This window comes from Buttiauxella ferragutiae (genome assembly GCF_022637515.1).
Taxonomy (GTDB): domain Bacteria; phylum Pseudomonadota; class Gammaproteobacteria; order Enterobacterales; family Enterobacteriaceae; genus Buttiauxella; species Buttiauxella ferragutiae.
On record NZ_CP093332.1, the window covers coordinates 3,239,001 to 3,265,468 of the forward strand.

General features: G+C 49.9%; 28 protein-coding genes. 13 read left to right on the forward strand and 15 right to left on the reverse strand.

The annotated features are described in order from the left end of the window. Window positions 1-42: 42 nt before the first annotated feature. Together MNO13_RS14915 and MNO13_RS14920 are read right to left on the reverse strand one after the other, a co-directional pair. The gene (locus MNO13_RS14915; protein WP_133522597.1) at window positions 43-660 is read right to left on the reverse strand and encodes a CDP-alcohol phosphatidyltransferase family protein; all 618 of its coding nucleotides are present in this window, start codon (window positions 658-660) and stop codon (window positions 43-45) included. Next, entirely contained in the window at window positions 653-1,228 is a 576-nt protein-coding gene (locus tag MNO13_RS14920; protein WP_237931795.1) for a carboxymuconolactone decarboxylase family protein, read from the reverse strand. Before MNO13_RS14920 ends, MNO13_RS14915 begins: the two co-directional genes overlap by 8 nt. A 76-nt stretch (window positions 1,229-1,304) precedes the next feature. Between MNO13_RS14920 and MNO13_RS14925 the strand changes: the two genes are divergently transcribed. Continuing rightward, on the forward strand, window positions 1,305-1,718 hold the full coding sequence (locus tag MNO13_RS14925) for a pyrimidine (deoxy)nucleoside triphosphate diphosphatase (RefSeq protein WP_064547628.1): 414 nt from the start codon (window positions 1,305-1,307) through the stop codon (window positions 1,716-1,718). Here the strand turns inward: MNO13_RS14925 and MNO13_RS14930 are convergent. The 4 genes from MNO13_RS14930 to MNO13_RS14945 form a co-directional block, all read right to left on the reverse strand. Continuing rightward, window positions 1,678-1,959, reverse strand: coding sequence for a DUF1496 domain-containing protein (locus MNO13_RS14930; protein ID WP_074388582.1), 282 nt, complete (start codon window positions 1,957-1,959; stop codon window positions 1,678-1,680). The genes MNO13_RS14925 and MNO13_RS14930 overlap by 41 nt on opposite strands. Beyond that, window positions 1,886-3,874, reverse strand: a complete 1,989-nt coding sequence (locus MNO13_RS14935) for a DNA topoisomerase III (protein WP_064547629.1) — start codon at window positions 3,872-3,874, stop codon at window positions 1,886-1,888. Before MNO13_RS14935 ends, MNO13_RS14930 begins: the two co-directional genes overlap by 74 nt. A gap of 4 nt (window positions 3,875-3,878) precedes the next feature. Beyond that, window positions 3,879-4,922 carry a selenide, water dikinase SelD gene (selD, locus tag MNO13_RS14940; RefSeq protein WP_064547632.1) on the reverse strand — a complete coding sequence of 348 codons (1,044 nt, stop codon included), beginning with the start codon at window positions 4,920-4,922 and terminating at the stop codon, window positions 3,879-3,881. Window positions 4,923-5,040: 118 nt separating this feature from the next. Continuing rightward, window positions 5,041-5,592 (reverse strand): NAD(P)H nitroreductase, encoded by a 552-nt coding sequence (locus MNO13_RS14945; RefSeq protein ID WP_121815424.1) that lies wholly within the window; start codon window positions 5,590-5,592, stop codon window positions 5,041-5,043. Between the two features lie 159 nt (window positions 5,593-5,751). On the opposite strand from MNO13_RS14945, the gene sppA reads away from it, so the two are divergent. The 4 genes from sppA to chiD all read left to right on the forward strand — a co-directional run bounded on the left by sppA (window position 5,752) and on the right by chiD (window position 10,787). Continuing rightward, entirely contained in the window at window positions 5,752-7,602 is a 1,851-nt protein-coding gene (gene sppA, locus MNO13_RS14950) for a signal peptide peptidase SppA (RefSeq protein WP_064547636.1), read from the forward strand. A gap of 93 nt (window positions 7,603-7,695) precedes the next feature. Then, window positions 7,696-8,712: an asparaginase gene (gene ansA / locus MNO13_RS14955; RefSeq protein WP_064547638.1), complete on the forward strand. Its 1,017-nt coding sequence runs from the start codon at window positions 7,696-7,698 to the stop codon at window positions 8,710-8,712. Window positions 8,713-8,721: 9 nt separating this feature from the next. Further along, window positions 8,722-9,351 (forward strand): bifunctional nicotinamidase/pyrazinamidase, encoded by a 630-nt coding sequence (gene pncA / locus MNO13_RS14960; RefSeq protein ID WP_241938949.1) that lies wholly within the window; start codon window positions 8,722-8,724, stop codon window positions 9,349-9,351. Between the two features lie 164 nt (window positions 9,352-9,515). Then, window positions 9,516-10,787: a chitinase ChiD gene (gene chiD / locus MNO13_RS14965; protein WP_241938950.1), complete on the forward strand. Its 1,272-nt coding sequence runs from the start codon at window positions 9,516-9,518 to the stop codon at window positions 10,785-10,787. 98 nt (window positions 10,788-10,885) lie between these two features. Here chiD and MNO13_RS14970 read toward each other — a convergent pair whose 3' ends face one another. Then, window positions 10,886-11,161: a YeaC family protein gene (locus tag MNO13_RS14970; protein ID WP_121815777.1), complete on the reverse strand. Its 276-nt coding sequence runs from the start codon at window positions 11,159-11,161 to the stop codon at window positions 10,886-10,888. Between the two features lie 42 nt (window positions 11,162-11,203). Then, window positions 11,204-11,617, reverse strand: coding sequence for a peptide-methionine (R)-S-oxide reductase MsrB (msrB, locus tag MNO13_RS14975; protein WP_064547646.1), 414 nt, complete (start codon window positions 11,615-11,617; stop codon window positions 11,204-11,206). A 345-nt stretch (window positions 11,618-11,962) separates the two neighbouring features. Here msrB and gapA point away from each other — a divergent pair, with 345 nt between their 5' ends. Then, a complete protein-coding gene (gene gapA / locus MNO13_RS14980; RefSeq protein WP_064547648.1) occupies window positions 11,963-12,958 on the forward strand; it encodes a glyceraldehyde-3-phosphate dehydrogenase in 996 nt (331 codons plus the stop codon). A gap of 76 nt (window positions 12,959-13,034) precedes the next feature. Beyond that, window positions 13,035-13,922, forward strand: coding sequence for a D-hexose-6-phosphate mutarotase (locus tag MNO13_RS14985; protein WP_237931789.1), 888 nt, complete (start codon window positions 13,035-13,037; stop codon window positions 13,920-13,922). On the opposite strand, the gene MNO13_RS14990 is transcribed toward MNO13_RS14985, so the two are convergent. After that, on the reverse strand, window positions 13,919-14,770 hold the full coding sequence (locus MNO13_RS14990; protein WP_241938951.1) for an aldo/keto reductase: 852 nt from the start codon (window positions 14,768-14,770) through the stop codon (window positions 13,919-13,921). The two genes, MNO13_RS14985 and MNO13_RS14990, sit on opposite strands and share 4 nt — an antisense overlap. A gap of 91 nt (window positions 14,771-14,861) precedes the next feature. Further along, window positions 14,862-15,611 carry a MipA/OmpV family protein gene (locus MNO13_RS14995; protein ID WP_133522605.1) on the reverse strand — a complete coding sequence of 250 codons (750 nt, stop codon included), beginning with the start codon at window positions 15,609-15,611 and terminating at the stop codon, window positions 14,862-14,864. A gap of 484 nt (window positions 15,612-16,095) precedes the next feature. Between MNO13_RS14995 and yeaG the strand changes: the two genes are divergently transcribed. The 3 genes from yeaG to MNO13_RS15010 all read left to right on the forward strand — a co-directional run bounded on the left by yeaG (window position 16,096) and on the right by MNO13_RS15010 (window position 20,030). Next, window positions 16,096-18,030 (forward strand): protein kinase YeaG, encoded by a 1,935-nt coding sequence (yeaG, locus tag MNO13_RS15000; protein WP_064547656.1) that lies wholly within the window; start codon window positions 16,096-16,098, stop codon window positions 18,028-18,030. Window positions 18,031-18,100: 70 nt separating this feature from the next. Then, window positions 18,101-19,384: a YeaH/YhbH family protein gene (locus tag MNO13_RS15005; protein ID WP_133522606.1), complete on the forward strand. Its 1,284-nt coding sequence runs from the start codon at window positions 18,101-18,103 to the stop codon at window positions 19,382-19,384. Between the two features lie 199 nt (window positions 19,385-19,583). After that, window positions 19,584-20,030: a DUF441 domain-containing protein gene (locus MNO13_RS15010; RefSeq protein WP_064547727.1), complete on the forward strand. Its 447-nt coding sequence runs from the start codon at window positions 19,584-19,586 to the stop codon at window positions 20,028-20,030. Between the two features lie 5 nt (window positions 20,031-20,035). On the opposite strand, the gene MNO13_RS15015 is transcribed toward MNO13_RS15010, so the two are convergent. Further along, window positions 20,036-20,824: an AraC family transcriptional regulator gene (locus MNO13_RS15015; RefSeq protein WP_133522607.1), complete on the reverse strand. Its 789-nt coding sequence runs from the start codon at window positions 20,822-20,824 to the stop codon at window positions 20,036-20,038. Between the two features lie 97 nt (window positions 20,825-20,921). On the opposite strand from MNO13_RS15015, the gene MNO13_RS15020 reads away from it, so the two are divergent. Continuing rightward, entirely contained in the window at window positions 20,922-22,130 is a 1,209-nt protein-coding gene (locus MNO13_RS15020; protein WP_241938952.1) for a CynX/NimT family MFS transporter, read from the forward strand. Here MNO13_RS15020 and MNO13_RS15025 read toward each other — a convergent pair whose 3' ends face one another. After that, a complete protein-coding gene (locus MNO13_RS15025) occupies window positions 22,131-22,838 on the reverse strand; it encodes a CTP synthase C-terminal region-related (seleno)protein (RefSeq protein ID WP_064547665.1) in 708 nt (235 codons plus the stop codon). It lies immediately after the preceding gene. 155 nt (window positions 22,839-22,993) lie between these two features. Between MNO13_RS15025 and MNO13_RS15030 the strand changes: the two genes are divergently transcribed. Then, window positions 22,994-23,521 carry a 2-thiouracil desulfurase family protein gene (locus MNO13_RS15030; protein WP_241938953.1) on the forward strand — a complete coding sequence of 176 codons (528 nt, stop codon included), beginning with the start codon at window positions 22,994-22,996 and terminating at the stop codon, window positions 23,519-23,521. Between the two features lie 14 nt (window positions 23,522-23,535). On the opposite strand, the gene MNO13_RS15035 is transcribed toward MNO13_RS15030, so the two are convergent. The 3 genes from MNO13_RS15035 to cspE form a co-directional block, all read right to left on the reverse strand. Further along, the gene (locus MNO13_RS15035) at window positions 23,536-23,841 is read right to left on the reverse strand and encodes a hypothetical protein (protein WP_064547669.1); all 306 of its coding nucleotides are present in this window, start codon (window positions 23,839-23,841) and stop codon (window positions 23,536-23,538) included. A 159-nt stretch (window positions 23,842-24,000) separates the two neighbouring features. After that, window positions 24,001-24,159 carry a YqaE/Pmp3 family membrane protein gene (locus tag MNO13_RS15040; protein ID WP_064547671.1) on the reverse strand — a complete coding sequence of 53 codons (159 nt, stop codon included), beginning with the start codon at window positions 24,157-24,159 and terminating at the stop codon, window positions 24,001-24,003. A 280-nt stretch (window positions 24,160-24,439) separates the two neighbouring features. Beyond that, window positions 24,440-24,649: a transcription antiterminator/RNA stability regulator CspE gene (gene cspE / locus MNO13_RS15045; RefSeq protein WP_034456078.1), complete on the reverse strand. Its 210-nt coding sequence runs from the start codon at window positions 24,647-24,649 to the stop codon at window positions 24,440-24,442. A gap of 380 nt (window positions 24,650-25,029) precedes the next feature. Here cspE and MNO13_RS15050 point away from each other — a divergent pair, with 380 nt between their 5' ends. Continuing rightward, window positions 25,030-26,460: an MltF family protein gene (locus MNO13_RS15050; protein WP_232886923.1), complete on the forward strand. Its 1,431-nt coding sequence runs from the start codon at window positions 25,030-25,032 to the stop codon at window positions 26,458-26,460. Window positions 26,461-26,468 lie beyond the last annotated feature (8 nt).

Genomic DNA, 26,468 nt, shown 5'->3' on the forward strand with positions numbered 1-26,468 from the left:
TCCCCTCTCCTTGTGGGAGAGGGTTAGGGTGAGGGCTCTTCTTCAACCACCCACGCGCTTTAACGTCTGATAGCCACTCCACACCCGCGTCAATGTTGTCATCCAGCACAATGCTCCAAACACCCACGCAAACCAAACGAACCACTGCGGGAACAGGCAACTCAGCACAAACAACGCGATAGTTTCCGTGCCTTCCGTCAAGCCGCCGAGGTAATAAAACGATTTGTGCGCATAGCCGGGGTTATCAAGTTGATGCTTTTGCGCCACCGCAGCAAAGGCCAGGAAACTGCTGCCGGTGCCAATAAATGCGAACAGTAGCCAACCACCCGCCAGCGCATTTTGTGCAGGGTCGGCAAGAATAAAACCAAACGGCACCAGCGCGTAAAACAGAAAATCCAGCGCAATATCCAGAAACCCGCCCGCATCGGTCAGGCCGCGTCGTCGCGCCAGCGCACCATCTAAACCATCAAACAAGCGGTTGAGCACAATCGCCACCAGTGCTGCGCTATACCACTGCAATGCCAGAAACGGTAATGCCAGCACGCCGATAGCAAAACCAAACAGCGTCAGCCCGTCTGGCGTGATAGTCGGTTTATCCAGGGTTTGCGCCACACGCTCAAGCAACGGTTTAACACGGGGATGAAGGTAACTATCAAACATGTGGCGGCTTCTCAGTCGGGGTGACGCATAACCCTTGCGCCGGAATATCCAGTGCAGCATTAAAGCGGGCTGACAGGTTTTGAAACGCAACTAGTGCTGTTAATTCAGTGATAGCTTTGTCATCGAAATGGACTTTCAATTCACCTTTCAACGCATCACTGATATTCGGCGGAGTGGCTGTCATCGCATCTGCGTAGGCCAGTGCTGCCTGTTCTTTGGCAGTGAATAGCGTTTCTTCATGCCAGTTGGCGACCGCCAGCACTTTGTCCATCGAACCGCTGCGTTCAGCCAGCCGCAGACTATTGGCATCAATACAAAATTCGCAGCAGCATTGTTGGGAAACGCGCGTCATCACCAGCGAACGGACGATGGGATCGATGCCGGAACGCCGTCTTTCAAGGAACCCGACAAACAGTGCCACCAGCCAGAATAAATACGGGAAACGTCCCCACCAGCGTGTGGGGTTCAGCACCGAGCCGAAATGTTTTTTTTGCATGGCAACAATGGGCCGTAAACTGGCGGGCAGCGCATCAAGTGGCGGTACCCATGGGGATCTGTTTTTATTCATCATTCGGGAAGAGCTTCAGATAATCTTTGGTGGCGCGTATTATGCCACGCCCATAGATAAAGAACGGACCGGTATCATGAAAACCATTGATGTTGTTGCGGCAATCATCGAGCAGGACGGTAAAATTTTGCTCGCACGTCGCCCGGAAAGTGGCGACCAAGCCGGTTTATGGGAATTTCCTGGCGGCAAGGTGGATGCCAATGAATCACAACCGGCGGCGCTTGCGCGGGAACTGGAAGAAGAGTTGGCGATTAAAGCGGTGGTGGGCGATTACGTTGCCAGCCACCAGCGAGAAGTGTCCGGGCGAATCATTCATCTTCATGCGTGGCATGTAAGCGAATTCAGCGGTGAATTGACCGCGCTTTGCCACAGTGAACTGGTCTGGTGTTTACCTGCCGAGGCGTTTGATTACCCGCTTGCCCCGGCAGATATCCCATTACTTAAAGCGTTTATGGCCTTACGCGATGCCAGACTAAAGGATTCGTGCTAAGCGTTTTTTCATCACGCTGGCATTGCAGTAAAACGCCGCCCTCGGCTTTTACCACCGCCCCTTCAGAATAATTTTGATCCTGGTAGATGCAGCACTGGCTGCACGGTGCTGCTCGTTGGCCCTGAGTACTGAAGACTTCCGGAGGTACCGAGATATCTACCTGTGGATCAAGACGCTGCGCCATCCCCGGCAGGCTTATCATCAGCAGCACGGCGGCGGCGAGCAGGCTTTTTAGTCGCATCATCACTTCCCTCTTTTTTCGCCCATTGTTTACGCGGTTTTTTCTGCTCGTCAGGGGCTTTAACCCCTTTAAAAGCATGATGCACTGGTTTGGTTCGCGCCTGATGAATCAGGTCATATAGCGTTTGCACCAGCGGCTGCATGAAGTCCTGGTAACGACACTGTTTTTCACTGATTTGCGTCAGCGTCGATTCCCACTGCGCCGTCATATCTGGCCGTGCCGCCAGTTCAGGGAGCGAGTGAATCAAGGCCCGTCCGGCATCCGAAGAGTGGATATAACGCCCTTTCTTCACCAGGAAGGTGCGTTTAAACAGCAATTCGATAATCCCCGCACGGGTCGCTTCAGTGCCTAGTCCGTCCGTCGCGCGCAGGATCTTTTTAAGATCTTTATCCTGCACAAAACGAGCAATCCCGGTCATCGCTGAGAGCAACGTCGCATCCGTGAAATGGCGCGGCGGTTGAGTCTGGCGTTCTATCACTTCGCCTTTTTCACACAGCAATTCATCGCCTTTAGCGACCACTGGCAACGGCGTACCGTCGTTCTCTTCATCGCGCTCTTTACCACCCAGCAACGTGCGCCAGCCAGCTTCCGCCAGGAAACGCGCTTTGGCGTTAAACTTGCCGCCAGCAATATCGAGATCGATAGTGCATTTGCGGAACACCGCATCGGCACAGAACTGCATTAAGTATTGTCGGGCGATCAGGTTGTAAACTTTAGCTTCATTTTCAGAAAGCGAAATTTTGGAACTGCGCGCGGTGGGAATAATCGCGTGGTGCGCGTCGACTTTTTTGTCGTCCCAGCAGCGGTTGCGCAAATCCGTATTTAACGCCGGTTGTGGCAGCAAATCGGGCTGATGAATGCTTATCGCATTCAGTACCGCATGACGGCCAGCAAAATGCTCTTCCGGTAAGTAACGGCAATCCGAACGCGGATAAGTGATAAGTTTGTGCGTTTCGTAGAGTTTCTGGCAGATATCCAGCACGTTCTGCGCACTGACACCAAACCGTTTGGCCGCCTCAATTTGCAAGGTCGAGAGCGAAAACGGTAACGGGGCGACTTCTGATTCCCGTTTATCATTATACGCCGTGACGATGGCTGGCTGTCCGCCGATGCGGTTGACCACATGATCTGCCAGCGGGCGATGCAGCAAGCGCCCTTCTTCATCCTGATAGGGTTCACAAGACTCGCTCGGCTGCCATGTCGCGACAAAACGTTCATCGGCTGGCGTGACGATGTGCGCTTTCACTTCAAAGAAGTCTTTGGCGACGAAATTCTCGATTTCTTCATCACGACGCACCACTAAACCCAGTACTGGGGTTTGTACACGCCCGACCGAAAGCACGCCTTGATAACCCGCGTTACGCCCCAGAATGGTGTAGGCGCGGGTCATATTGATGCCGTAAAGCCAGTCAGCTCGTGCTCGCGCCAGTGCCGAAACACACAGCGGGATGAACTCGCTATTGGAACGCAGGCGAGTAATTGCACGTTCAACTGCCTGCGGGTTAAGGTCGTTAATCAGGCAGCGCTGTACTTGCTGGCGCTTTTCCGGCGCCAGTTGCAAGTAGTCGAGAACCTCATCCACCAGCAGTTGCCCTTCGCGATCCGGGTCACCTGCGTGAACCACTTCGTCGGCTTGCACCAACAGTTTTTTGATAGCGTTGAGCTGTTTGGTGACCGATGGGCGCGGCTGCAATTGCCATTTTTCCGGCACAATCGGCAAGTCAGCCAGATTCCAGCGTGCGTAACGCCCGTCGTAAGCATCCGGCTGAGCCTGTTCCAACAAGTGACCGATGCACCAGGTCACGACTTGCCCATTACCACACTCAATGAAGCCATCACCCCGACGATGAGGTTTAGGCAGCACGTCAGCAATAGCGCGAGCGAGGCTGGGTTTTTCGGCAATAAACAGACGCATCCGACTAGCGAATCTCAATCATCGGGCGGCCGCCACGAGCGGTTTTTAGCTCGCCAATGGCAGTCAGCGTGATGCCATTTTTTTCAGCAACTGCCGCCACCGCAGCTTCAGCATCCGCCTCAACAGCCAGCAACAAGCCACCGGAAGTTTGCGGGTCACAAAGCAAATCACGCTGCGCTTCGCTCATTTCACCCATTAAGTAGCCATAGCTGGCGAAGTTACGCGAGGTGCCACCGGGTACGCAGCCCTGGGCGATATAGGCTTCAACGTCTGGCAATTTAGGGACTTTATCGAACCAGATTTCGGCCTGGACACCCGCACCACGGCACATTTCGCTCAGGTGGCCCAGCAGGCCAAAACCCGTGACGTCAGTCATCGCCGTGACGCCTTCGATATCAGCAAACTCAGCGCCAGGTTTGTTGAGCTGGCACATGATTTCTGCCGCGAGGCCGTAATGTTCTGGTTTGAGCAGCGATTTTTTCTCAGCGGTAGTCAACACGCCGATGCCGAGTGGCTTGGTGAGGAAGAGTTTGCAACCTGGTGTCGCGGAGCTGTTTTTCTTCACCCGATCGGTTGGCACAATGCCGGTGACGGCAAGGCCAAAGATAGGTTCTGGCGCGTCGATTGAGTGGCCGCCCGCCAGAGAAATCCCGGCTTGCTGGCAAACAAAACGCCCGCCTTCAATCACTTTACGGGCGATTTCAGGAGCCAGGGTGTTGATCGGCCAGCCCAGAATAGCGATAGCCATAATCGGTTTGCCGCCCATCGCGTAGATGTCGCTAATAGCGTTAGTGGCGGCAATGCGCCCAAAGTCAAAAGGATCGTCGACGATCGGCATAAAGAAGTCGGTGGTGCTGATGACACAAGTGCCGTTGCCGAGATCGTAAACCGCCGCGTCATCACTGGTTTCGTTTCCAACCAGCAAGTTTGGGTCGACAAATTTGCTCTGCTCAGATTGCAGAATAGTTTGCAGGACTTTCGGGGAAATTTTGCAGCCGCAACCAGCTCCGTGGCTGTACTGCGTCAAACGAACGGTTTGCTCACTCATAGACTACTCCTGTCATTGGCAATCGCTCTATGGTAGCGCTCAATTCAACGAGTAGTAAGACCGCATGTCTGAATTGCCCCATTCCTGGTCACAATCCAGACAGGTTTTGATTGTTTGCTTAGAATTTGCGCACAAACGGAGTGATGTCTGGCACGCTGACCGTAGTAGAGGCTTTGAGTTGCGGGGTACCCAAATACAAGAAACCGACCACTTCATCTTGCTCACGGCAATGAAGTGCTTCACGAACCGCTTCGCTTTCAGTCCAGATACCGGTGCGCCAGATGCCGTTGTAGCCCTGAGCGACTGCTGCCATCTGCATTGCCATCACCGCGCAACCCGCAGAAACCACTTGCTCCCAGACCGGGACTTTATGGTTGTCATCACAATATGCCACCACAGCGATAATCATCGGTGCGCGGAATGGTGCGGTACGTGCCTTTTCAATGCCCTTCTCGTCAAGCTCTTCAGCAATAGCGGCTTGTTCCAGCACGTGGCTGAAGCGGTCGCGGCCTTCGCCTTCAATCACAATGAAGCGCCACGGCTGCAAGGTTCCGTGGTCAGGCGCGCGCATACCGGCACGAATAATGTTTTCCAGAATTTCGCCCGCAGGAGCGGGTTCCACCAGGCGCGAAGCACTGCGACGGTGAAGAAGTAGTTCAAGTGCATCCATTTGATAACTCCTGTCATGATTTTAATCAGCGAAACTAACACGACTGTAGATTTTGTTACAGCACACGGCAGATTTCCTACTGACATTTGCCCTGGGGGTATTTAGGATAGCAATCACTTTAGCTATACCTCAGCTAAAACTGGGTAATTCGGAGAATACATGCGCACTATCGGGCGGTTTATTGCCGGTTTCTTTAAGTGGACCTGGCGTCTGCTTAACTTTATTCGAGAGTTTATTCTCAATCTCTTTTTTGTACTGCTGGTGTTGGTTGGCGTTGGGATCTGGGCACAGATTAATAGTGCCCCAGCAGAGCCTGCACGCGGCGCGTTATTGATGGATATCACCGGTGTGGTGGTCGATAAGCCGTCGGTCAGTAATAAATTAGGTGTCATTGGCCGTCAGTTGCTCGGCGCCAGTTCTGACCGCTTGCAAGAAAACTCGCTGTTTGATGTGGTCGATACCATTCGTCAGGCGAAAGACGACCGCAATATCACCGGTATTGTGCTGGATTTAAAAGATTTTGCCGGTGGTGATCAGCCGTCTATGCAGTACATCGGTAAGGCGCTGCGCGAATTCCGCGACAGTGGTAAGCCGGTTTATGCCGTGGGTGATAGCTACAACCAAGGGCAATATTATCTGGCAAGCTTCGCTAATAAAATCTGGATGTCGCCACAAGGCGTGGTGGACTTACACGGCTTTGCTACGAATTCGCTGTATTACAAAACGCTGCTCGATAAGCTGAAAGTGTCCACGCATATCTTCCGCGTTGGGACTTATAAGTCTGCTGTCGAACCGTTTATTCGTGACGATATGTCCCCTGCGGCGCGTGAAGCCGATAGCCGCTGGATTGGTGAACTTTGGCAAAACTACCTGGGCACCATTGCGGCTAACCGCCAGATTACGGCACAGCAGGTATTCCCTGGGGCGCAAGGTTTGCTCGATAACCTGCAAAAACTCGGCGGCGACACCGCAAAATACGCGCTGGATAACAAACTGGTTGATGAACTGGCGAGTAGCGCGGCGGTAGATAAAGCGATGATTAAACAGTTCGGCTGGAACAAAGAAAGCAAAGATTTCAGCTACACCAGCATGTATGACTATGTGGTGAAAAAGCCTGAGGATAAAGGTGACGCGATTGCGGTGATCCTCGCAGATGGCGCCATCATGGACGGCCAGGAAACTCCGGGTCAGGTCGGCGGTGATACCACAGCGTTGCAAATCCGCGAAGCGCGTCTTGATCCTAAAGTGAAGGCGATTGTACTGCGCGTCAACAGCCCTGGTGGCAGTGTGAGCGCGTCAGAAGTGATTCGTGATGAACTGGAAGCCGCACGTGAAGCCGGTAAGCCGATTGTCGTTTCGATGGGCGGTATGGCGGCATCTGGCGGTTACTGGATTTCCACGCCAGCCAATTATATTGTCGCAAGCCCCAATACCTTGACCGGTTCAATCGGTATCTTTGGGGTGATTAATACCGTGGAAAACAGCCTCGATTCGATTGGTGTTCACACGGATGGCGTGGCGACTTCTGCCCTGGCCGACGTTGCGGTGACGAAGTCGTTACCACCGGAAGTCCAGCAGATGATGCAGTTGACCATCGAAAATGGCTATAAGCGTTTTATCAATCTGGTGGCTGATTCTCGTAAGAAAACGCCAGAGCAAATTGATGAAATCGCGCAGGGTCATGTCTGGACTGGGCAGGATGCCAAAGCTAACGGCCTGGTCGATAGCCTGGGTGATTTCGACGATGCGGTGGCAAAAGCCGCTGAACTGGCGAAGCTGAAAACCTGGCATCTGGATTTCTGGAAAGATGATCCAAGCTTCCTGGATATGGTGTTCGAGAGCATGAGCGGCTCGGTACGCGCCATGTTGCCGCAAGCGTTACAAGCGTATTTGCCTGCACCACTGGCGGATGCGGCTCTGGCGGTGAAAGCGCAAAACGATAAGTTTGGCACCATGAATGATCCGCAGAATCGCTATGCCTTCTGCCTCACCTGTGGTGATGTGCGATAATAATATCAACATCAGCCCGGTATTCACCGGGCTGATTTTTTTGCCCTGCCGTCTTATACTGCGCCCCATTGTGTAAAAGCCCTGAGTTCACTCATGCAAAAGAAATCCATCTACGTTGCCTACACCGGCGGTACTATCGGTATGCAGCGTTCAGAACACGGTTACATTCCTGTCTCTGGTCACCTCCAGCGTCAACTGGCTTTGATGCCAGAATTCCATCGCCCGGAAATGCCTGATTTCACCATTCATGAATATCAGCCGCTGATGGACTCTTCCGATATGACGCCGGAAGACTGGCAGCACATTGCCGATGACATCAAAGCGCATTACGACGAGTACGACGGTTTCGTGATCCTTCACGGCACCGACACCATGGCATTCACCGCCTCGGCGTTGTCGTTTATGCTGGAAAACCTCGGTAAACCGGTCATTGTAACTGGCTCACAGATTCCATTGGCCGAGCTGCGTTCTGATGGGCAAATTAACCTGCTCAACTCACTTTATGTTGCGGCAAACTTCCCGATAAACGAAGTGACGCTGTTCTTCAACAATCGACTATACCGTGGCAACCGCACCACCAAAGCCCATGCCGACGGTTTTGATGCATTCGCCTCGCCGAATCTTGCACCGTTGCTCGAAGCCGGGATTCACATTCGCCGTCTGAATACTCCTGCCGCACCACACGGTGAAGGTGAGTTAATCGTTCATCCGATCACTCCACAACCGATTGGCGTGGTGACGATTTACCCGGGAATTTCTGCGGATGTGGTCGGTAATTTCTTACGCCAGCCTGTGAAAGCGTTGATTCTGCGCTCTTATGGTGTGGGCAATGCTCCACAACACGGGGCGTTCCTCAAAGAGTTACAAGAGGCCTGTTCACGCGGCATTGTGGTGGTCAACCTGACGCAATGTATGTCCGGTAAAGTGAATATGGGTGGCTACGCGACCGGTAATGCATTGGCTCAAGCAGGTGTTATTAGCGGCTACGATATGACGGTAGAGGCGACACTAACTAAACTGCACTATCTACTCAGCCAAAATCTGGATGCTCAGACTATTCGTGAGGCGATGTCACGCAACTTACGCGGCGAACTCACCCCTGACGAGTAAGGAGAAGCCATGCAACGCGCGTTAGTGATAGTCGATTTACAAAATGATTTTTGCGCCGGTGGGGCGCTTGCTGTGCCTGAGGGTGACAGCACGATTGATGTGGCGAACGCGTTAATCGCGCATTGTAAAGCCCGTGGTGACGCGGTGCTTGCCACACAAGACTGGCATCCGGCAGATCACGGTAGTTTTGCCAGCGTGCAAAAAGCTGAGCCTTATACGCAGGGGAAACTCGACGGGCTGAAACAAACCTGGTGGCCGGATCATTGTGTTCAGAACAGTGAAGGCGCGGAACTTCACCCCTTGCTTAATGCGCAGGAAATCGACGCTATTTTTCAAAAGGGCGAAAATCGCCTCGTTGATAGCTACAGTGGTTTTTTCGACAATGGACATCGCCAGAAAACCCAGCTCGACGATTGGTTATTCCGCCACGAGATTAAACAGCTGATTGTGGTTGGGCTAGCGACGGATTATTGCGTCAAGTTCACGGTACTGGATGCGTTGTCGTTGGGTTATGAAGTTACGGTTATCACTGATGGTTGCCGTGGCGTGAATCTGCATCCGCAAGACAGCCTGCGGGCGTTCCAGGATATGTCAGCGGCTGGCGCTACGCTGATGACACTCGCTGATTTTACTTACTAATTTTCTCCAGGGCGTAAAAGCGCCCTTTCCCCTTTTTTCGATTCCGCTCTCATTCTGAACTTTTAGTGCTCGCTCATTGATGAGAGCGCTCTCATAATCAAGTTGCTTATTTATACAGCATTTTAGCTGTATTTCTTATTTGTTCGTCAAAGAGGAACTCCCCAATGGTTTTCACGCGTAAGCTGCTGCCGTTGCTGGCAGTGATACAAATCGCTTGTGCTGGTGTGGCTCAGGCAAGCTCTTACCTCTCGGTAGGTTATTTCAACGGTGGCGGTGATGTCACTGCCGGGCCCGGTGGTGATATCGATAAACTCGATGTCCGCCAGATTACCCATCTCAACTACTCGTTTGGCCTGATCTATAACGATGAAAAAGATGAGACTAATCCTGCGTTAAAAGACGCCTCTAAACTTCACCAAATCTGGCTTTCACCAAAAGTGATGTCTGACCTTGAGAAAATCCCTGCGCTGCGTAAACAGAATCCACAACTGAAAGTCCTGCTTTCAGTCGGCGGCTGGGGCGCGCGTGGTTTCTCTGGGGCGGCGGCTACACCTGAAAATCGCACCGTTTTTATCCGTTCGGTACAGGATGTGATCAAGCGTTACGGTCTGGATGGTATCGATCTGGACTGGGAGTATCCGGTGAATGGCGCGTGGGGGCTGGTGGCAAGCCTTCCAGAAGATCGCGCTAATTTCACCGCATTGCTAAATGAACTGCGTGCAGCACTTGGCAAAGAGAAACTGCTGACAATTGCTGTCGGCGCGAACGTGAAAAGCCCAACCGAATGGGTGGATGTGAAAGCCATTGCGCCTGCGCTGGATTACATCAACCTGATGACTTACGACATGGCGTATGGCACTCAGTACTTCAACGCCAATCTGTATGATTCGAAAACCTGGCCAACCGTGGCGGCTGCTGACAAATATAACGTGAATTTCGTGGTCGATAATTATATTAAAGCTGGCTTAAAACCCGCGCAGATGAACCTCGGCATCGGTTTCTATGGCCGCATTCCTAAACGCGCCACTGAGCCAGGTATTGACTGGGATAAACCAGACGCGGCTAAAAACCCGGTCACTCAACCCTATTTCGGCGATAGCGAGAAAGCGCTGTTTATGTCCTTAGGCGTTGACCTGACTAAAGACAGTTACATGAAATATAACGATATTGTTAGCAAAATGCTTAACGACCCGCAAAAGCGCTTCACTGAAAACTGGGATGATGACGCGCATGTCCCCTACTTGACCGTCAAGCCAGCCGAAGGGAAGCCGTTGTTCGCCATCTCTTATGAGAACCCACGTTCTGTGGCAATCAAAGCAGAGTACATCAAAGCGAAAGGCTTAGGTGGCGCGATGTTCTGGGAGTATGGCGCGGATGACAACAACCGCCTGGCAAAAGAGTTAGCCAAAGATTTAGGGATTAAAACGGAGCATTAACGTCGTTATTCGGTGGGTGACGCAAGCTTACCCACCCTACTCGATCTGTCCCCTCTCCCATTGGGAGAGGGTCAGTGAGAGGGAGAAAAAACAACTCGTTACAGCTTCACGGTCAAAATCGGCGCGGGTTCGATACCAAACTCGGCTTTCAGTTGCTGCTTACTCTTCATCACGATATTGCCATCGGTGCCGATGGTCATATGTTGCGGGTCAGTGTTATGACGCGTCTGCCACATCATCACTAATTGCAAACTGTTCTCTTTTTGGTCGGGTGTCAGTGCCACACCGTCAGGCCATTTCCCCAGCTCAACGGCGGTCACCAGACGTTGATAAACTTCCGGTGTCATTGCTTCTAACATTTCATCCAGGTTCATCATGCGGCAAGTTCCTGTGGAATAATTTGCTGAATCGATTTTTCAGCCTTCGATTTGCTCACCGTTTTTATCATCGGTGAAGTTCAACGAAGCTGAATTTACGCAGTATCGCTCACCCGTTGGCTGAGGGCCATCCGGGAAGACATGACCTAAATGGGCTTCGCAATTGTTACAACGGATTTCTACCCGTTCCATGCCGTGTGAAAAGTCCTTGATATAACGGATTGCGTTGTCACTCACCGGCTCATAGAAGCTAGGCCAGCCGCAGCCTGAGTCATACTTGGACTCTGACATAAACAACGGTGCGTCGCAGACCAGACAGTGATAGACACCTTCCCGCTTGTTATGCAGCAGACGACCGGAAAACGGTGGCTCAGTGCCATGCTTCTGGGTGACATACAACTGCATCTCAGAAAGGTTTTTTTTCGATAAATCAGGAGGTAATTGGTTAGCCATATGCGTACATCTCGGGCAGTGGGTACTGTAACTGATAACAGCATGATTCTAACAAAAAATTAACAACACCGTGCGGTTTTTTGTTCTAAACTTAGCCCTGAATTTCTGGCTCAGCGCCATTTGTGATCGGTGTCACATTCTTGTTGGAATTGATCTTTAAAATTCCTTGTATCATCCCCATTTGGATATAGAGCCAAAAGGGGAGCGCGAGGCGGTTCAGTCGTTCAAATGATGTCCATAGGATTGATTTGTCGCAATGATTGACACGATTCCGCTTGACGCTGAGTAAGGTTTTTGTAATTTTACAGGCAACTTTTATTCACTAACAAATAGCTGGTGGAATATATGACTATCAAAGTAGGTATCAACGGTTTTGGCCGTATCGGCCGTATTGTTTTCCGTGCTGCTCAGGAACGTTCTGACATCGAGATCGTTGCAATCAACGACCTGTTAGACGCTGAATACATGGCTTACATGCTGAAGTACGACTCAACTCACGGTCGTTTCAACGGCACTGTAGAAGTCAAAGACGGCCACCTGGTTGTTAACGGCAAAACTATCCGTGTTACCGCAGAACGTGACCCGGCTAACCTGAAGTGGAACGAAGTCAACGTTGATGTAGTTGCTGAAGCAACTGGTCTGTTCCTGACTGACGAAACCGCTCGTAAGCACATCACTGCTGGCGCGAAAAAGGTTGTTCTGACTGGTCCTTCTAAAGACAGCACTCCTATGTTCGTTCGTGGTGCTAACTTCGAAAAATATGCTGGCCAGGATATCGTTTCTAACGCATCTTGCACCACTAACTGCCTGGCTCCACTGGCTAAAGTTATCAACGACAACTTCGGTATCGTTGAAGGCCTGATGACCACTGTTCACGCAACTACTGCTACTCAGAAAACTGTTGATGGCCCGTCTCATAAAGACTGGCGCGGCGGTCGTGGCGCAGCTCAGAACATCATCCCTTCTTCTACCGGTGCTGCTAAAGCTGTAGGCGTTGTACTGCCAGAGCTGAACGGTAAAATCACTGGTATGGCGTTCCGTGTTCCAACTCCAAACGTGTCTGTTGTTGACCTGACCGTTCGTCTGGAAAAAGCGGCTACCTACGAAGAAATCAAGAAAGCAATGAAAGCGGCTTCTGAAGGCGCAATGAAAGGCGTTCTGGGTTACACCGAAGACGACGTTGTTTCTACTGATTTCAACGGCGAAATCTGCACTTCCGTGTTCGATGCTAAAGCTGGTATCGCACTGAACGACAAATTTGTGAAACTGGTTTCCTGGTACGACAACGAAACTGGCTACTCTCACAAAGTACTGGATCTGATTGCTCACATCTCCAAATAAGTTGAGATGAGTGATTAATCCTGAAGGGCGACTGTGGTCGCCCTTTTTTTTCGCCTTTGATCGATAGGTTGAACAAATGATTAATAAAATTTTTGCCCTTCCGGTTATTGAACAAATCACCTCTTCTGTGTCTCGCCGCCAAATTGACGAGCTGGAAGTTATCGTTGTTGACCATCCACAAGCTCGCGGTTCTGTGACATTGCAAGGCGCGCACCTGCTGTCATGGAAACCTGCTGGTGAAGAAGAAGTGCTTTGGCTGAGCGACAACACCCCATTCCAGGACGGTAAAGCCATTCGTGGTGGTGTGCCAATCTGCTGGCCATGGTTTGGCCCTGCCGCGCAATCAGACTTACCCGCGCACGGTTTCGCCCGTAACTTGCCATGGGCTTTGAGCGCTCATAACGAAGATGAAAGCGGCGTTTCTCTGACTTTCGAATTACAAAGCAGCGATGCAACTCGTAAATTCTGGCCACACGATTTCACCCTGTATGCACGTTACAAACTCGGTAAAACCTGTGAGATGGAACTGGAAGCGCACGGCGAATTCGAGGTTAACTCCGCACTACACACTTACTTTAATGTTGGCGATATTGCTGATGTGAAAGTGAGCGGGCTGGGTAAAAAATATATCGATAAAGTGCTTAATGCTTCTGAAGGCCAGTTAACTGACGGCGTGCAGACCTTCCCGGACCGTACTGACCGTGTGTATCTGGAACCAGAAGAGTGCAGCGTTATCCATGATGCAAGCCTGAACCGCACTATCAATGTTGTACATCACCATCACGTTAACGTGGTTGGCTGGAACCCTGGCCCGGCATTGTCTGCTTCTATGGCAGATATGCCAGACGATGGTTACAAGACTTTCGTTTGTGTCGAAACGGCCTGCGCAAGCGCACCGCAGAAAGCAACTGCAGATAAACCTGCACGCTTAGCGGCGACACTGAGCGTCGCGAAAAAAGCTTAAACCATATCTAAAGGCGTTTTGCGGCCCGGTGCCGGGAACGCCTTTTCCATCAAAGTGATTTCTTCCTGCTTCAATGTAATCTCAAGCGCCAGGGCATTTTCTTTGACATGCGCCACACAGCCTGCTTTTGGAATTGCGACCACGCCTTCATGATGAATGACCCACGCCAGCAGTAACTGCGCAACCGTCACCCCTTTTTGCTGTGCAAGATCATTAAGCACAGGATGGTTCATCAACCCACTACGCAAACGGCCTGCTTGTGCTAACGGGCAATAAGCCATCACCGGCATTTTTTGCTGCTGGCACCAGGGAAGTAAATCATGCTCAATGCCACGTGAGGCAAGATGATAAAGCACCTGATTGGTGGCACATTCGCGCCCCCCCGTAACACGCCACAACTCCTGCATATCTGCATAGTCGAGGTTTGAAACACCCCAACGACGAATTTTGCCCTGTTGCACCAGTTGCTGCATAACGCTGACCGTATCTTCCAGTGCAATATCCCCGCGCCAGTGCAGCAAATAAAGATCGAGATAATCCGTTTTTAGCCGTTTCAGGCTCTGCTCGCAGGCCTGAATAGCGCTCGGCCCGGCGGCATTCCAGGGGTAGACTTTCGAAACGAGGTAAACCTCATCACGCCTGCCGCTAATAGCTTCACCCACAACTTTTTCTGCCCCACCATTGGCATACATTTCTGCCGTGTCGATGAGAGTCAGGCCGAGATCGATGCCCGCTCTTAGTGCATTCACCTCTTCGACATATTGCGCAGACTTTTCCCCCATATACCAGGTGCCTTGCCCAATTGCCGGTAACGGTTGTGTTCCAGAAAAGATTATTTGTTTTGCCATCACATCCCCCTTAACTCGTTGCACCACCATAATGCAAACGGGGCGCAAGCGCCCCGAATAAGTGCATAAATTGCACTGCGTTAGTGCGCGACTAAAAACTATACGTAATGCCTGTCATCAAAATTCCCGTCCACTCTTTATCAATCATCGGGCTATCAGTGACTTCATTAGCCAGGTGCACGTAGCGACCCATACCGAAGACGTTCCAGCTATCTGTCAGCCTATAGTTTACAGACAGTTCAACGTACGGTGCCCAGCTGCTATCCGGGTCATAGGAATCTAAACCGCTGCGCTGCGACTCACTCTTAGTGATGCCATAGTAATATTCATTCTGGTTTTCGCTGCTCAAGGTTATCCCGATACCCGGCGTAAACGTCAATCTGTCGCTGTTGTAGCGATACAACCAGGCGGTATCCCAGTTTACGCCGTTGCTATTGCCCAACGTGTCACCCGCCAGCACAGTGCGCAAGAACCCATATTGCGTGTTATGTACATAAGAAAGCCCGGCCATCAGAGTCGCTTTGCGATTATCCAACTGGCGCATGCTTTTAGAGTCGCTGTCTTTCGCTCGGAAGAAGATCGGCGAATAGTAGGTAATGATGGAAAGCTTGTCAGCCTGGTCATTCCACAAGTAGTAACCTGCGGTTAAGCCACGCAGGTAGAAACTCTCCCCCTCATAACCCACCATTGGGATCGGATACAAACGGTCTTGATCGCCTTTGTACATGTTAGGCGTTACCAGAGCTGCCGCCCCTACAGACCAGGGGCCATCTGCTGCTTGCGCCGCAGGAAAAGTTGATGCAATGAGTACACCCAATGTAATAATTTTGAATTTGCTCACAATCCTTTAAGTCCTTTAATCAAATAATTAGCAATTAGAGTGTAACCCCCTTGCTTTCTCACCCCAAATTTTTTACCAATTTGATACATCAGAGCAACTGAACAACATCTCGCAAACAGGTTTCATCTTCTTTTCAGTTTTATGAATCACATGTGATACCAACCACTTCCCTTTACAACAAAAGGAGAATTATTTGGATGAGTTATTGATATGTCATTGAAATTGGCTTGTGGCCGTATGCAAGTTTTGCAAATGCCATCTACGCTTTATTTTAGGAAGATGAAATACGCTGAACGCGGCAATGAAAATGCCACGCTACCCTGAAACATTCGAGTTGCAGTAAACGCGCTTACAACTTGAATATTGACGGGTAAGAGAAGTTGGCATAAGGGTTGCTCGAGATTCAGGAGACGTCTTCCGGGAGCCTCCATTACTCATACGAACGGCTCTCTAACCTGTGCTAAATACGAAAGGACGGCATACCATGAATATATTCGATCACTATCGCCAGCGTTATGAAGCTGCCAAGGACGAAGAGTTCACACTGCAGGAGTTTCTTGCAATCTGTAAGCAAGATCGCAGTGCCTATGCCAATGCGGCAGAACGGCTATTGATGGCCATTGGTGAGCCAGTGATGGTGGATACTGCCACAGAGCCCCGGCTGTCCCGTCTCTTTTCGAATCGGGTAATTTCCCGTTATCCGGCGTTTGAAGAGTTCTATGGCATGGAAGAAGCCATTGAACAAATTGTTGCCTACCTGAAACACGCAGCCCAGGGACTGGAAGAGAAGAAACAGATTCTCTATTTATTGGGGCCTGTGGGTGGTGGTAAATCATCACTCGCTGAACGCCTGAAAGCGTTAATGCAGCGCGTGCCAATTTACACGCTGAGTGCTAATGGCGAACGCAGCCCGGTGAATGACCACCCGCTGTGCCTGTTTAATCCACAAGAAGATGCTTCTATTCTTGAAAAAGAGTACGGCGTCCCTACCCGCTATCTGGGCACTATTATGTCGCCGTGGGCGGCAAAACGTCTGCATGAGTTTGGCGGCGACATCACAAAATTCCGTGTAGTGAAAGTCTGGCCATCGATTCTGGCGCAGATTGCGATTGCCAAAACTGAACCGGGTGATGAGAACAACCAGGATATCTCAGCGCTGGTCGGTAAAGTGGATATTCGTAAACTGGAAAACCACGCGCAAAACGATCCTGATGCTTATGGCTATTCTGGTGCACTGTGCCGTGCAAACCAGGGCATCATGGAATTTGTCGAGATGTTCAAAGCACCGATTAAAGTGCTCCACCCGTTGCTGACCGCAACCCAGGAAGGCAACTATAACGGGACCGAAGGCATCTCTGCCCTGCCGTTTAACGGTATTATTCTTGCGCACTCCAACGAATCTGAGTGGGTGACGTTCCGTAACAACAAAAATAACGAGGCCTTCCTTGACCGTGTTTACATTGTCAAAGTGCCTTATTGCCTGCGGATTTCCGAAGAGATAAAAATCTACGAAAAACTGCTCACGCACAGTGAATTGTTACATGCACCATGCGCCCCGGGTACCCTGGAAACGCTGGCGCGCTTCTCGATCCTTTCGCGTTTGAAAGAGCCAGAAAACTCAAGCATGTACTCCAAAATGCGGGTGTACGATGGTGAAAGTTTGAAAGACACCGATCCAAAAGCGAAATCGTACCAGGAGTACCGCGATTACGCCGGTGTGGACGAAGGCATGAACGGGCTGTCTACACGTTTTGCATTCAAAATCCTCTCTCGCGTGTTCAACTTTGACCACGTTGAAGTGGCAGCAAACCCGGTGCATTTGTTCTATGTGCTGGAGCAGCAGATCGAACGAGAGCAGTTCCCGCAGGAGATGGCCGAGAAATACCTTGAGCATCTGAAAGGCTACCTGATCCCGAAATACGCTGAATTTATCGGTAAAGAGATTCAGACCGCGTATCTCGAATCTTACTCAGAGTACGGGCAAAACATTTTCGACCGTTATGTTACCTACGCTGACTTCTGGATTCAGGATCAGGAATACCGCGACCCGGATACCGGCCAGCTGTTTGACCGTGAATCCCTGAATGCGGAGCTGGAAAAAATTGAAAAACCTGCTGGCATCAGCAATCCGAAAGATTTCCGTAATGAAATCGTCAACTTTGTACTGCGTGCCCGCGCCCATAACAATGGTCGTAATCCTAACTGGACGAGCTACGAGAAGCTGCGCACGGTTATCGAGAAGAAAATGTTCTCGAACACCGAGGAATTGCTGCCGGTTATTTCGTTCAATGCCAAAACCTCTACCGACGAGCAGAAAAAACACGATGACTTTGTCGATCGTATGATGGAGAAAGGCTATACGCGCAAACAAGTTCGCCTGCTGTGCGAATGGTATCTGCGGGTACGTAAATCTTCATAACGGCTGAGTCAAAGATGGGGCCACACAGTGTGGCCCCCCTGCGCAGTTGGCAAAGAAGTTTGGGGGAACTATGGCCTATTTTATTGACAGGCGACTGAACGGCAAAAATAAAAGTGCGGTTAACCGCCAGCGCTTTTTGCGCCGATATAAGGCACAGATTAAACAGTCGATTTCCGAGGCCATCAACAAGCGTTCGGTCACCGACGTGGATAGCGGCGAATCGGTCTCGATCCCAAGTGAAGATATCAGCGAACCGATGTTTCATCAGGGTCGTGGCGGTCTGCGCCATCGTGTTCATCCGGGCAACGATCACTTCGTGCAAAATGACCGCATTGAACGCCCGCAAGGGGGTGGCGGAGGGGGCGGTGCGGGTCAAGGCCAGGCAAGCCAGGATGGTGAAGGCCAGGATGAGTTCGTCTTTCAAATTTCGAAAGACGAATATCTCGACTTATTGTTTGAAGATTTAGCCTTGCCGAATCTGAAGAAGAATCAGCATCGCCAAATTACTGAGTTTAAATCCCATCGAGCGGGTTACACATCGAATGGCGTACCCGCCAATATCAGCGTGGTTCGTTCGTTACAAAACTCGCTGGCCCGCCGCACCGCGATGACTGCGGGTAAACGTCGCCAGTTACATGAGTTAGAAGACTGTCTTGAAACGGTAAGCAACAGCGAACCTGCGCAGTTGCTTGAAGAAGAACGCTTGCGCAAAGAGATTGCTGAACTGCGCGAGAAAATTGCCCGCGTACCGTTTATCGATACCTTCGATTTACGCTACAAAAATTATGAAAAACGCCCTGAGCCTTCAAGCCAGGCAGTTATGTTCTGCTTAATGGATGTCTCCGGTTCGATGGACCAGGCCACCAAAGATATGGCTAAACGCTTTTATATTCTGCTCTATTTGTTCCTGAGTCGGACGTATAAAAACGTGGATGTGGTTTATATCCGCCACCACACCCAGGCCAAGGAAGTCGATGAGCACGAGTTCTTTTACTCACAGGAAACCGGTGGCACGATTGTTTCAAGCGCCCTGAAATTGATGGATGAAGTGGTGAAAGAGCGCTACGACCCGGCATTGTGGAATATCTATGCTGCACAGGCTTCAGATGGTGATAACTGGGCAGACGATTCGCCGTTGTGTCATGAATTACTGGCGAAGAAATTACTGCCGATGGTGCGTTATTACAGCTACATTGAAATCACCCGCCGCGCCCACCAGACTCTGTGGCGCGAATACGAAGACTTACAGTCAACGTTTGATAACTTCGCCATGCAGCATATTCGCGATCAGGATGATATTTATCCGGTATTCCGTGAGCTGTTCCATAAGCAGGCGAGTAATAGTTTCAGCTAACACCACAAGTCAGCCAGTTTTATTCTGGCTGACTTTTTAATCCCTCCCGCTTAATTGCAAAATCTTAATTTTTATCATGCAATTGCACAAAATCCTCTGTATCGACTTAAAAAGGCTGACGTCACAGCACACCTGCGCGTAAAGTTATTAATAACAATAAAAACAGCCTTCTCTTTATATTTCGCAAGGAACAGCTATGATCTTCGACTCTACGCTATTAATCCTGTTGGCGCTTGCCGGACTGGGTTTTGTCAGCCATAACACCACCGTTGCGGTATCCATTCTGGTGCTCATTATTGTCCGAGTTACCCCACTGAGTCAGTTTTTCCCGTGGATTGAAAAGCAGGGGCTGACCGTGGGGATTATTATTCTGACCATTGGCGTTATGGCTCCGATTGCTAGCGGTACTTTACCTGCAAGTACACTGTTGCACTCGTTTACCAACTGGAAATCACTGGTTGCGATCGCAGTCGGCGTGTTCGTCTCATGGCTCGGCGGTCGTGGTGTGACCTTAATGAGCAGCCAGCCGAGTTTAGTCGCCGGTTTGCTGGTAGGAACGGTTTTAGGTGTCGCATTATTCCGCGGAGTGCCCGTCGGCCCGCTGATTGCCGCAGGGCTTGTGTCGCTCGTCATTGGTAAACAGTGAATCAGCTACTGTGGTTCTAGCGAGGCAAGATAGCGCCCTGGTGTATTACCGAGCGCTTTTTTGAACATCGTAATAAACGCATTGGTCGAGTCATAGCCGAGTTCGCTGGCCACCTTTTGCACCGAAGCACCACCAATTAATAGCTGCAGCGCGACAATCAGTTGTAACTGTTGCCGCCAACGGCGAAAACTGAGCCCCGTTTCTTTCACCACCAGCCGGGCAAGGTTGCGCTCGCTCATCGCCAGTTGTGAAGCCCATTGCTCCAGCGTCTGACGTTGCTGTGGATCCGCAGCCATTCGTTCAGCAATAAAGCGAATTTTAGGATGCCCCGACATCGGCAAATGCAATTGCTCTACAGCCTGGCGCGGCAATTCATCAAACAATACCTGAACCAGCCGGTGTGTCTCCGGTTGCGCTAAATTGCGTTCATTTTGCTGTGTCAGATGCAGGATCAATTCACGCACTAGCGGAGTAATTCGCAACGTGCAGCATTGTGATGGCATCTCCACAACATCGGGTTCGATAAACAGAAAACAAAGTCTGGCGTTCGCGGTCGCGCGATTACTGTGTGGCATTTCACCGGGGATCCAGACTGCATGCTGTGTGGGAACCATCCACCTCGCCTGTTCAACTTCACAAGTAATCCCGCCATGCAAAGCCAGAATCAGTTGGCCTTTGCGATGCTGATGGAAGGCAATTTCGTTCTCACTTTCAGAAACCAGGATGCTAAACGCCTGAGCAGGATGTCGATTGCTATCAGGGTCGAATCCTTCCAGGGCTAAGCCACGCTCCATAATATTGTCCGATTTTAGGGATAAGCTGGCATTTTACGTTGATTTCTTCCATTCCCAAAACATGTATCTTGTGCGCATCGTCTTACGAGGTATGTGTATGTCTTCAATTTCAACTTCAAATGTGAAAAAAAACGGTCTGCTGTTGCTCGGCATTTTAATGATAGCCACCACGCTGCGCGTGACGTTTACCGGCGCGGCGCCATTGCTGGATATGATTCGCGCATCCTTCAGCCTCACAACTGCACAAACGGGCGTGCTTACCACCCTGCCACTTTTAGCCTTTGCGATTGTTTCTCCACTGGCGGCAGGGATTGCACGCCGGTTCGGTATCGAACGTAGCTTGTTTGCAGCTATGCTGGTTATCTGTGTAGGAATTGCTGTACGTTCGATGGGAAACACGATGCTGCTCTATAGTGGCACCGCGATTATTGGCTGTGGGATCGCCATGGGGAATGTGCTTTTGCCTGGATTGATTAAGCGCGATTTCCCAGGGCAAGTGGCGCGACTCACTGGTGCGTATTCACTGACCATGGGCGTTGCTGCAGCTATCGGCTCAATGATGGTGGTTCCCATCGCGCAACACGGTTACGGCTGGCCTGGCGCACTGATGGCGCTGATGGTTTTCCCCGTGGTGGCATTGCTAGTTTGGCTGCCGCAGTTGTCGAATCACAACATATCGACCTTAAGCAACAGTAATGCCTTACATAACCGGGGGATCTGGAAATCTGCGCTTGCCTGGCAAGTGACTCTGTTTTTGGGGATCAACTCGCTCATTTATTATGTGGTGATTGGCTGGCTGCCTTCAATACTGATAAGTCACGGTTATAGTGAAGCGCAAGCGGGTTCGTTGCATGGCCTGATGCAATTAGCCACCGCCGCCCCCGGTTTATTTATCGGCATGATTTTAGGCCGAATGAAAGACCATCGCGGCATCGCCATCCTCATGGCCTTGTTGTGTGGACTGAGCGCAGTTGGTTTACTGTTAATTCCAGACTTCGCCAGTGTTTGGGTCGTGATATTTGGCTTTGGCTCTGGTGCGACGATGATTCTTGGCCTGACGTTTATCGGCTTGCGGGCAAATAGTGCGCATCAGGCCGCCGCATTGTCTGGTATGGCGCAATGTATGGGATATTTATTAGCGGCTTTCGGGCCGCCGATGATGGGGAAAGTACACGATCTCTATGGCCAGTGGAGCTTGCCACTGCTTGGGTGCGCAGTGTTGGCGTGCGTGATGGCGGTATTTGGTGGTTTTGCCGGGCGTGATGCACAGATCATCAGCCCAGCACAACCTGGCCACCCTTCCTGATTAACGCTGCGCCGCTTTTAGCAACGCTTCAACTAGCGGCGCAGGTTTATCCTTCAATGCATTACGTTCGTGCTGGAAAAGTGTTCCGACAAAAAAAGGATGTCCACGAAGCTCAACTACGCGGATTTCACCTTGATTATCCCACCCGGTTGGCTGCAATTGAGATGTCTCCAGTTGCCCGGCAAAAAAGTCGGCAATACCGTAATTGCAATGGTAGCCTTCTTCAATTATCGAACGCCCATAGGCCTCAGCGATCAGTGACCCAGGTTTTAGCTCAATAGCATCGGATTTCTCCACCAGTGAGCAACTCAATGGCCCAATGACCAGGCTTCCCTGTTGACTCGTTTCTGCATGACCCGCATCTCCCAAATCCAGGACATTGCGCGCATATTCAATAACGGCGTGCTGGAAGCCACCGCATGTGCCAAGAAACGGAATTTGGTTCTCACGAGCGTAACGGATTGCCAGAAAGGCACCGTCTTCATTTTGATAGGGGCTAGCAGGAACACACCAGATGGCGTCATACCCCACCAGATCCTCCGGACTTGTTACTTCAGGTGTAGGCAGCCAGTCATAGTCAACAGTTACGTCAAGGTATTCAGCTGCATTATCTAAAGCCAGAGGAATTGCCTTGTGTGCGATCACCGCAGGGTTGTAATCACCCACCAGCGCAACACGCAGCGTTTCTTTCAAAGGTAATGGAGGCATTTATTTGATTATCCTTATGTTTAACAGCAGCTACTACATAAGGAATAATAGAGTATGCCACTACCTTTTGCCTTGCAACGCCCAAAATTAGCAGGGTGGCGCAGCACCATCACAGTAGTGTACCGTACTTTTCTCACCCGACTTTACGTGGCGAAATGAAAACAAAAATACTGATTAGTGCTTGCCTGATGGGCTTTAAAGTTCGCTATAACGGGCAGGATAAACCTCTCATAAATAGTGTGTTAGCACGCTGGCAACAAGAACAACGGCTCATCGTCCATTGCCCTGAATTGGCCGCAGACCTCACGACGCCGCGTTTGCCTGCTGAACTAGTGGGTGGTAGTGGCCCTGCTGCGCTTAATGGCGATGCAAAAATTCAGGAAAGTGATGGTTCAGATGTGAGTCAGGCATATCTATTGGCAGCTTTCCTGGCATTAAAAACGGCTCAAGACTCTGGATGTCGCCTGGCATTAATGACCGATGGCAGCCCAACTTGCGGCAGTACGAAGATTTACGACGGAACTTTTCAGGGAGTCACACAGCCTGGAATGGGAGTGGCTGCGGCATTACTACGACAAAATGGTATCGAGGTTTACGCTGAAGGTGAGCTTCCTGCGTTAATTGCCCGCATTGAGGCTTTAGACGGAGAGTTAACGCATGAAGAAGATAGCTATCGCGAATGAAGCCCAACAGTCGATCACTGCACAACCTGCTGTTGTTCGCTCTCTGGCAATAATGTCTTGTCGAGTGGCATCAGATATTCTGCCCGAACAAAGGTATAACCTTCGCGCCCATCGAACGCCACCACATTACCCGTCACCAACCATAGCGGATGATTTGCATCATGAGGAAGTTGCGTTACCACACCAGTAACCGGATTAACAAAACTTTCGCCAGGCTCGCACAGGCCAAAAAGCTCGACTGATTTACCGATGTTCACACGCCCTGCGGCAGTACGGGAACCAATAATCATTGCCAGCATTCCCGGCTTTAACTGAAACATAAAACGACTCTGTAGCTCATCAAATAATTGGCTATATCAGAACATTCTTAGGTGTAAAAGTAAACAGAGGGCAGATAAATCCAGCCGGGCACCTCTGGCGAGCGACTCATGTTGTCACCCGCCCCGCCAGCTTTTAAACAATGAATAGGTTTTATTTTATTAATCGCGGGTTTGCACCCAAAACGCGTGGATTAATCCAGGAATATAGCCCAACAGTGTCAGTACAATATTCAGAATAAATGCCCAACCGAATCCTTTAGCCAGCAATACACCAAGCGGTGGTAAAATAATCGTAAAAACAATACGCCAAAAGCCCATAAAAAAACTCCAGTTATTAATGTTATATACATATAAAAAAGTATATTCCGCTACAAGCATAGTCTACTCAGCGTAAACCAACTGAAGGTATATCGTTAATTAATGTAAAGAACAGCGATAACCTTATTAATATTATGTGATTAATAATAAGGAAAAAAGCGGGGTTTAGTGGATTTTAGATAACAAAAAACCCGCACATGGCGGGTTTATTCACTTTGACTTCCGGCTCGGGTTATTCACCGTCTTCGCATGCGTCAGTCGCAGTTATGCGTTAGCAGTCTTACAGAGCAACAACGTTAGTTGCTGATGGACCTTTAGCGCCGTTCTCAACAGAGAACTCAACTTTCTGACCTTCGTCCAGAGTTTTGAAATCATTGCTCTGAATGGCAGAGAAGTGAACGAACACATCTTTGCTACCATTGTCAGGAGTGATGAAACCAAAACCTTTTTCTGGGTTGAACCATTTTACTAAACCAGTCATTTTAGACATAGATACTTCCTCAATATTTTATAGCCATTTTATATGGCGAACGTGGTCTGTATTGCAGAACGTTTCTTATTTAGGCACTTAGGAGGAGACTCACGAAGAAGGGTATCTGATGACTTGATAGCGCTTGAACTGAGGACTGCTTTACTAAAACTGCTTTCATAAGGTCTGTCTTCCAAACCGATGACGCATTAACGCACGGCAGCGTTCTGGAAGCAAGAATTATTTTCAAATAATAATTTTCTCATTAACATAAACCCCCTTCCGTACCCATTTCTGTAACGCTGCATATGGAGTATTTTTCAATCAAAACATCATCGCGCGAGCTATAGTTAAACGGTACGCAACCAGAATTTTTAGGTGATGTCACCATGGTGCGCTTAATGTGGGTGTTACTCTTACTTTCCTCATTTTTGCCGATGACGCATGCAGCCACCGATGACCAGCCTTTGAAGTTTGATACTCAAATCAATACGGTTTTTGGTGACTATGATGTGATGAAACAGCGGCGCATCATTCGCGTTTTGATTCCTTATAGTAAAACTTTTTACTTTATTGATAACAATGGGACTCAGCGGGGCATCATGTTGGAGTTGATGCAACAGTTTGATAAACAAATCAATAAAGGTCTTAAACCTTCACAAAAAACACATCTTGTTTTTATACCAACAGCACGGGACCAACTTATTCCTCAGCTTATCGCCGGACGTGGCGATGTCATCGCTGCTAACTTGACGATCACTCCTGAACGCGAAAAACTGGTCGATTTCAGTACGCCGTTAGTAACCAATGTCCCTGAGTTGGTCATTGCGAGTAATAAGGCACCCGAGCTCAAAAATGCCGATTCGCTTTCGGGGCAATCCGTGTTTGTCAATCCGTCGACGAGTTATGTCTCCAGCATTGAAACGCTGAATAAGAGCCTGGCCGAGAAAAAACTGCCACCCGTAGTCGTTATCAAAGCCCCTGGTAATTTCGAGCCGGAAGACATTCTGGAGATGGTGAATGCCAATCTTGCCGATTACACCGTAGTCGATCGTTACCTGGCCATATTGTGGACACAGATTTATCCAAACCTGGTCGTTTATGAAAATATTACACTCCGTGATGATAGCTCTATCGCATTGGCAATGCGTAAGAACTCCCCTCTTCTGAAAGCACAGCTCGATGAATTTACTGCCGCGCATAAAATTGGCACTTCTTTTGGTAATCAGCAGGTTTATAAATATTTGCGCAACACCAAATGGGTAAAAGATGCACGTTCACAAGCTGAATTAGAGAAGTTTCATCAGGTTACAGAAATTTTCCGCAAATACGGCGAGCAATACAATGTCGACTGGCTGATGATGGCCGCACAAGGGTATCAAGAGTCACGCCTTGACCAAACAGTTCGTAGCAAAAGTGGCGCAATTGGAGTGATGCAGGTACTGCCAACAACCGGCAAAGAGTTAAAAGTCGGCGATATTAGGTTGATCGACCCTAATATTAATGCAGGGGTAAAATATATCCGTTTTATGCGTGATCGTTATTTTGCTGATGAGAAAATGACCGATCTAAATAAATTACTTTTCACTTTCGCCTCTTATAATGCTGGCCCAGCCAAAATAGCCCGTCTACGCAAAGAGGCAGCAACCAAAGGACTTGACCCTAATATCTGGTTTAACAATGTCGAACGTATTGCACAACTACGTATCGGCAATGAAACTGTTCAATATGTAAGCAACATCTTCAAGTATTACGTAGCCTACCAACTCATAATGGAACAGGCGAAAGCACGTAAGGCTGACACCCCACCTGATGCCAGTAAAGTGGAATAGGCAGCGCA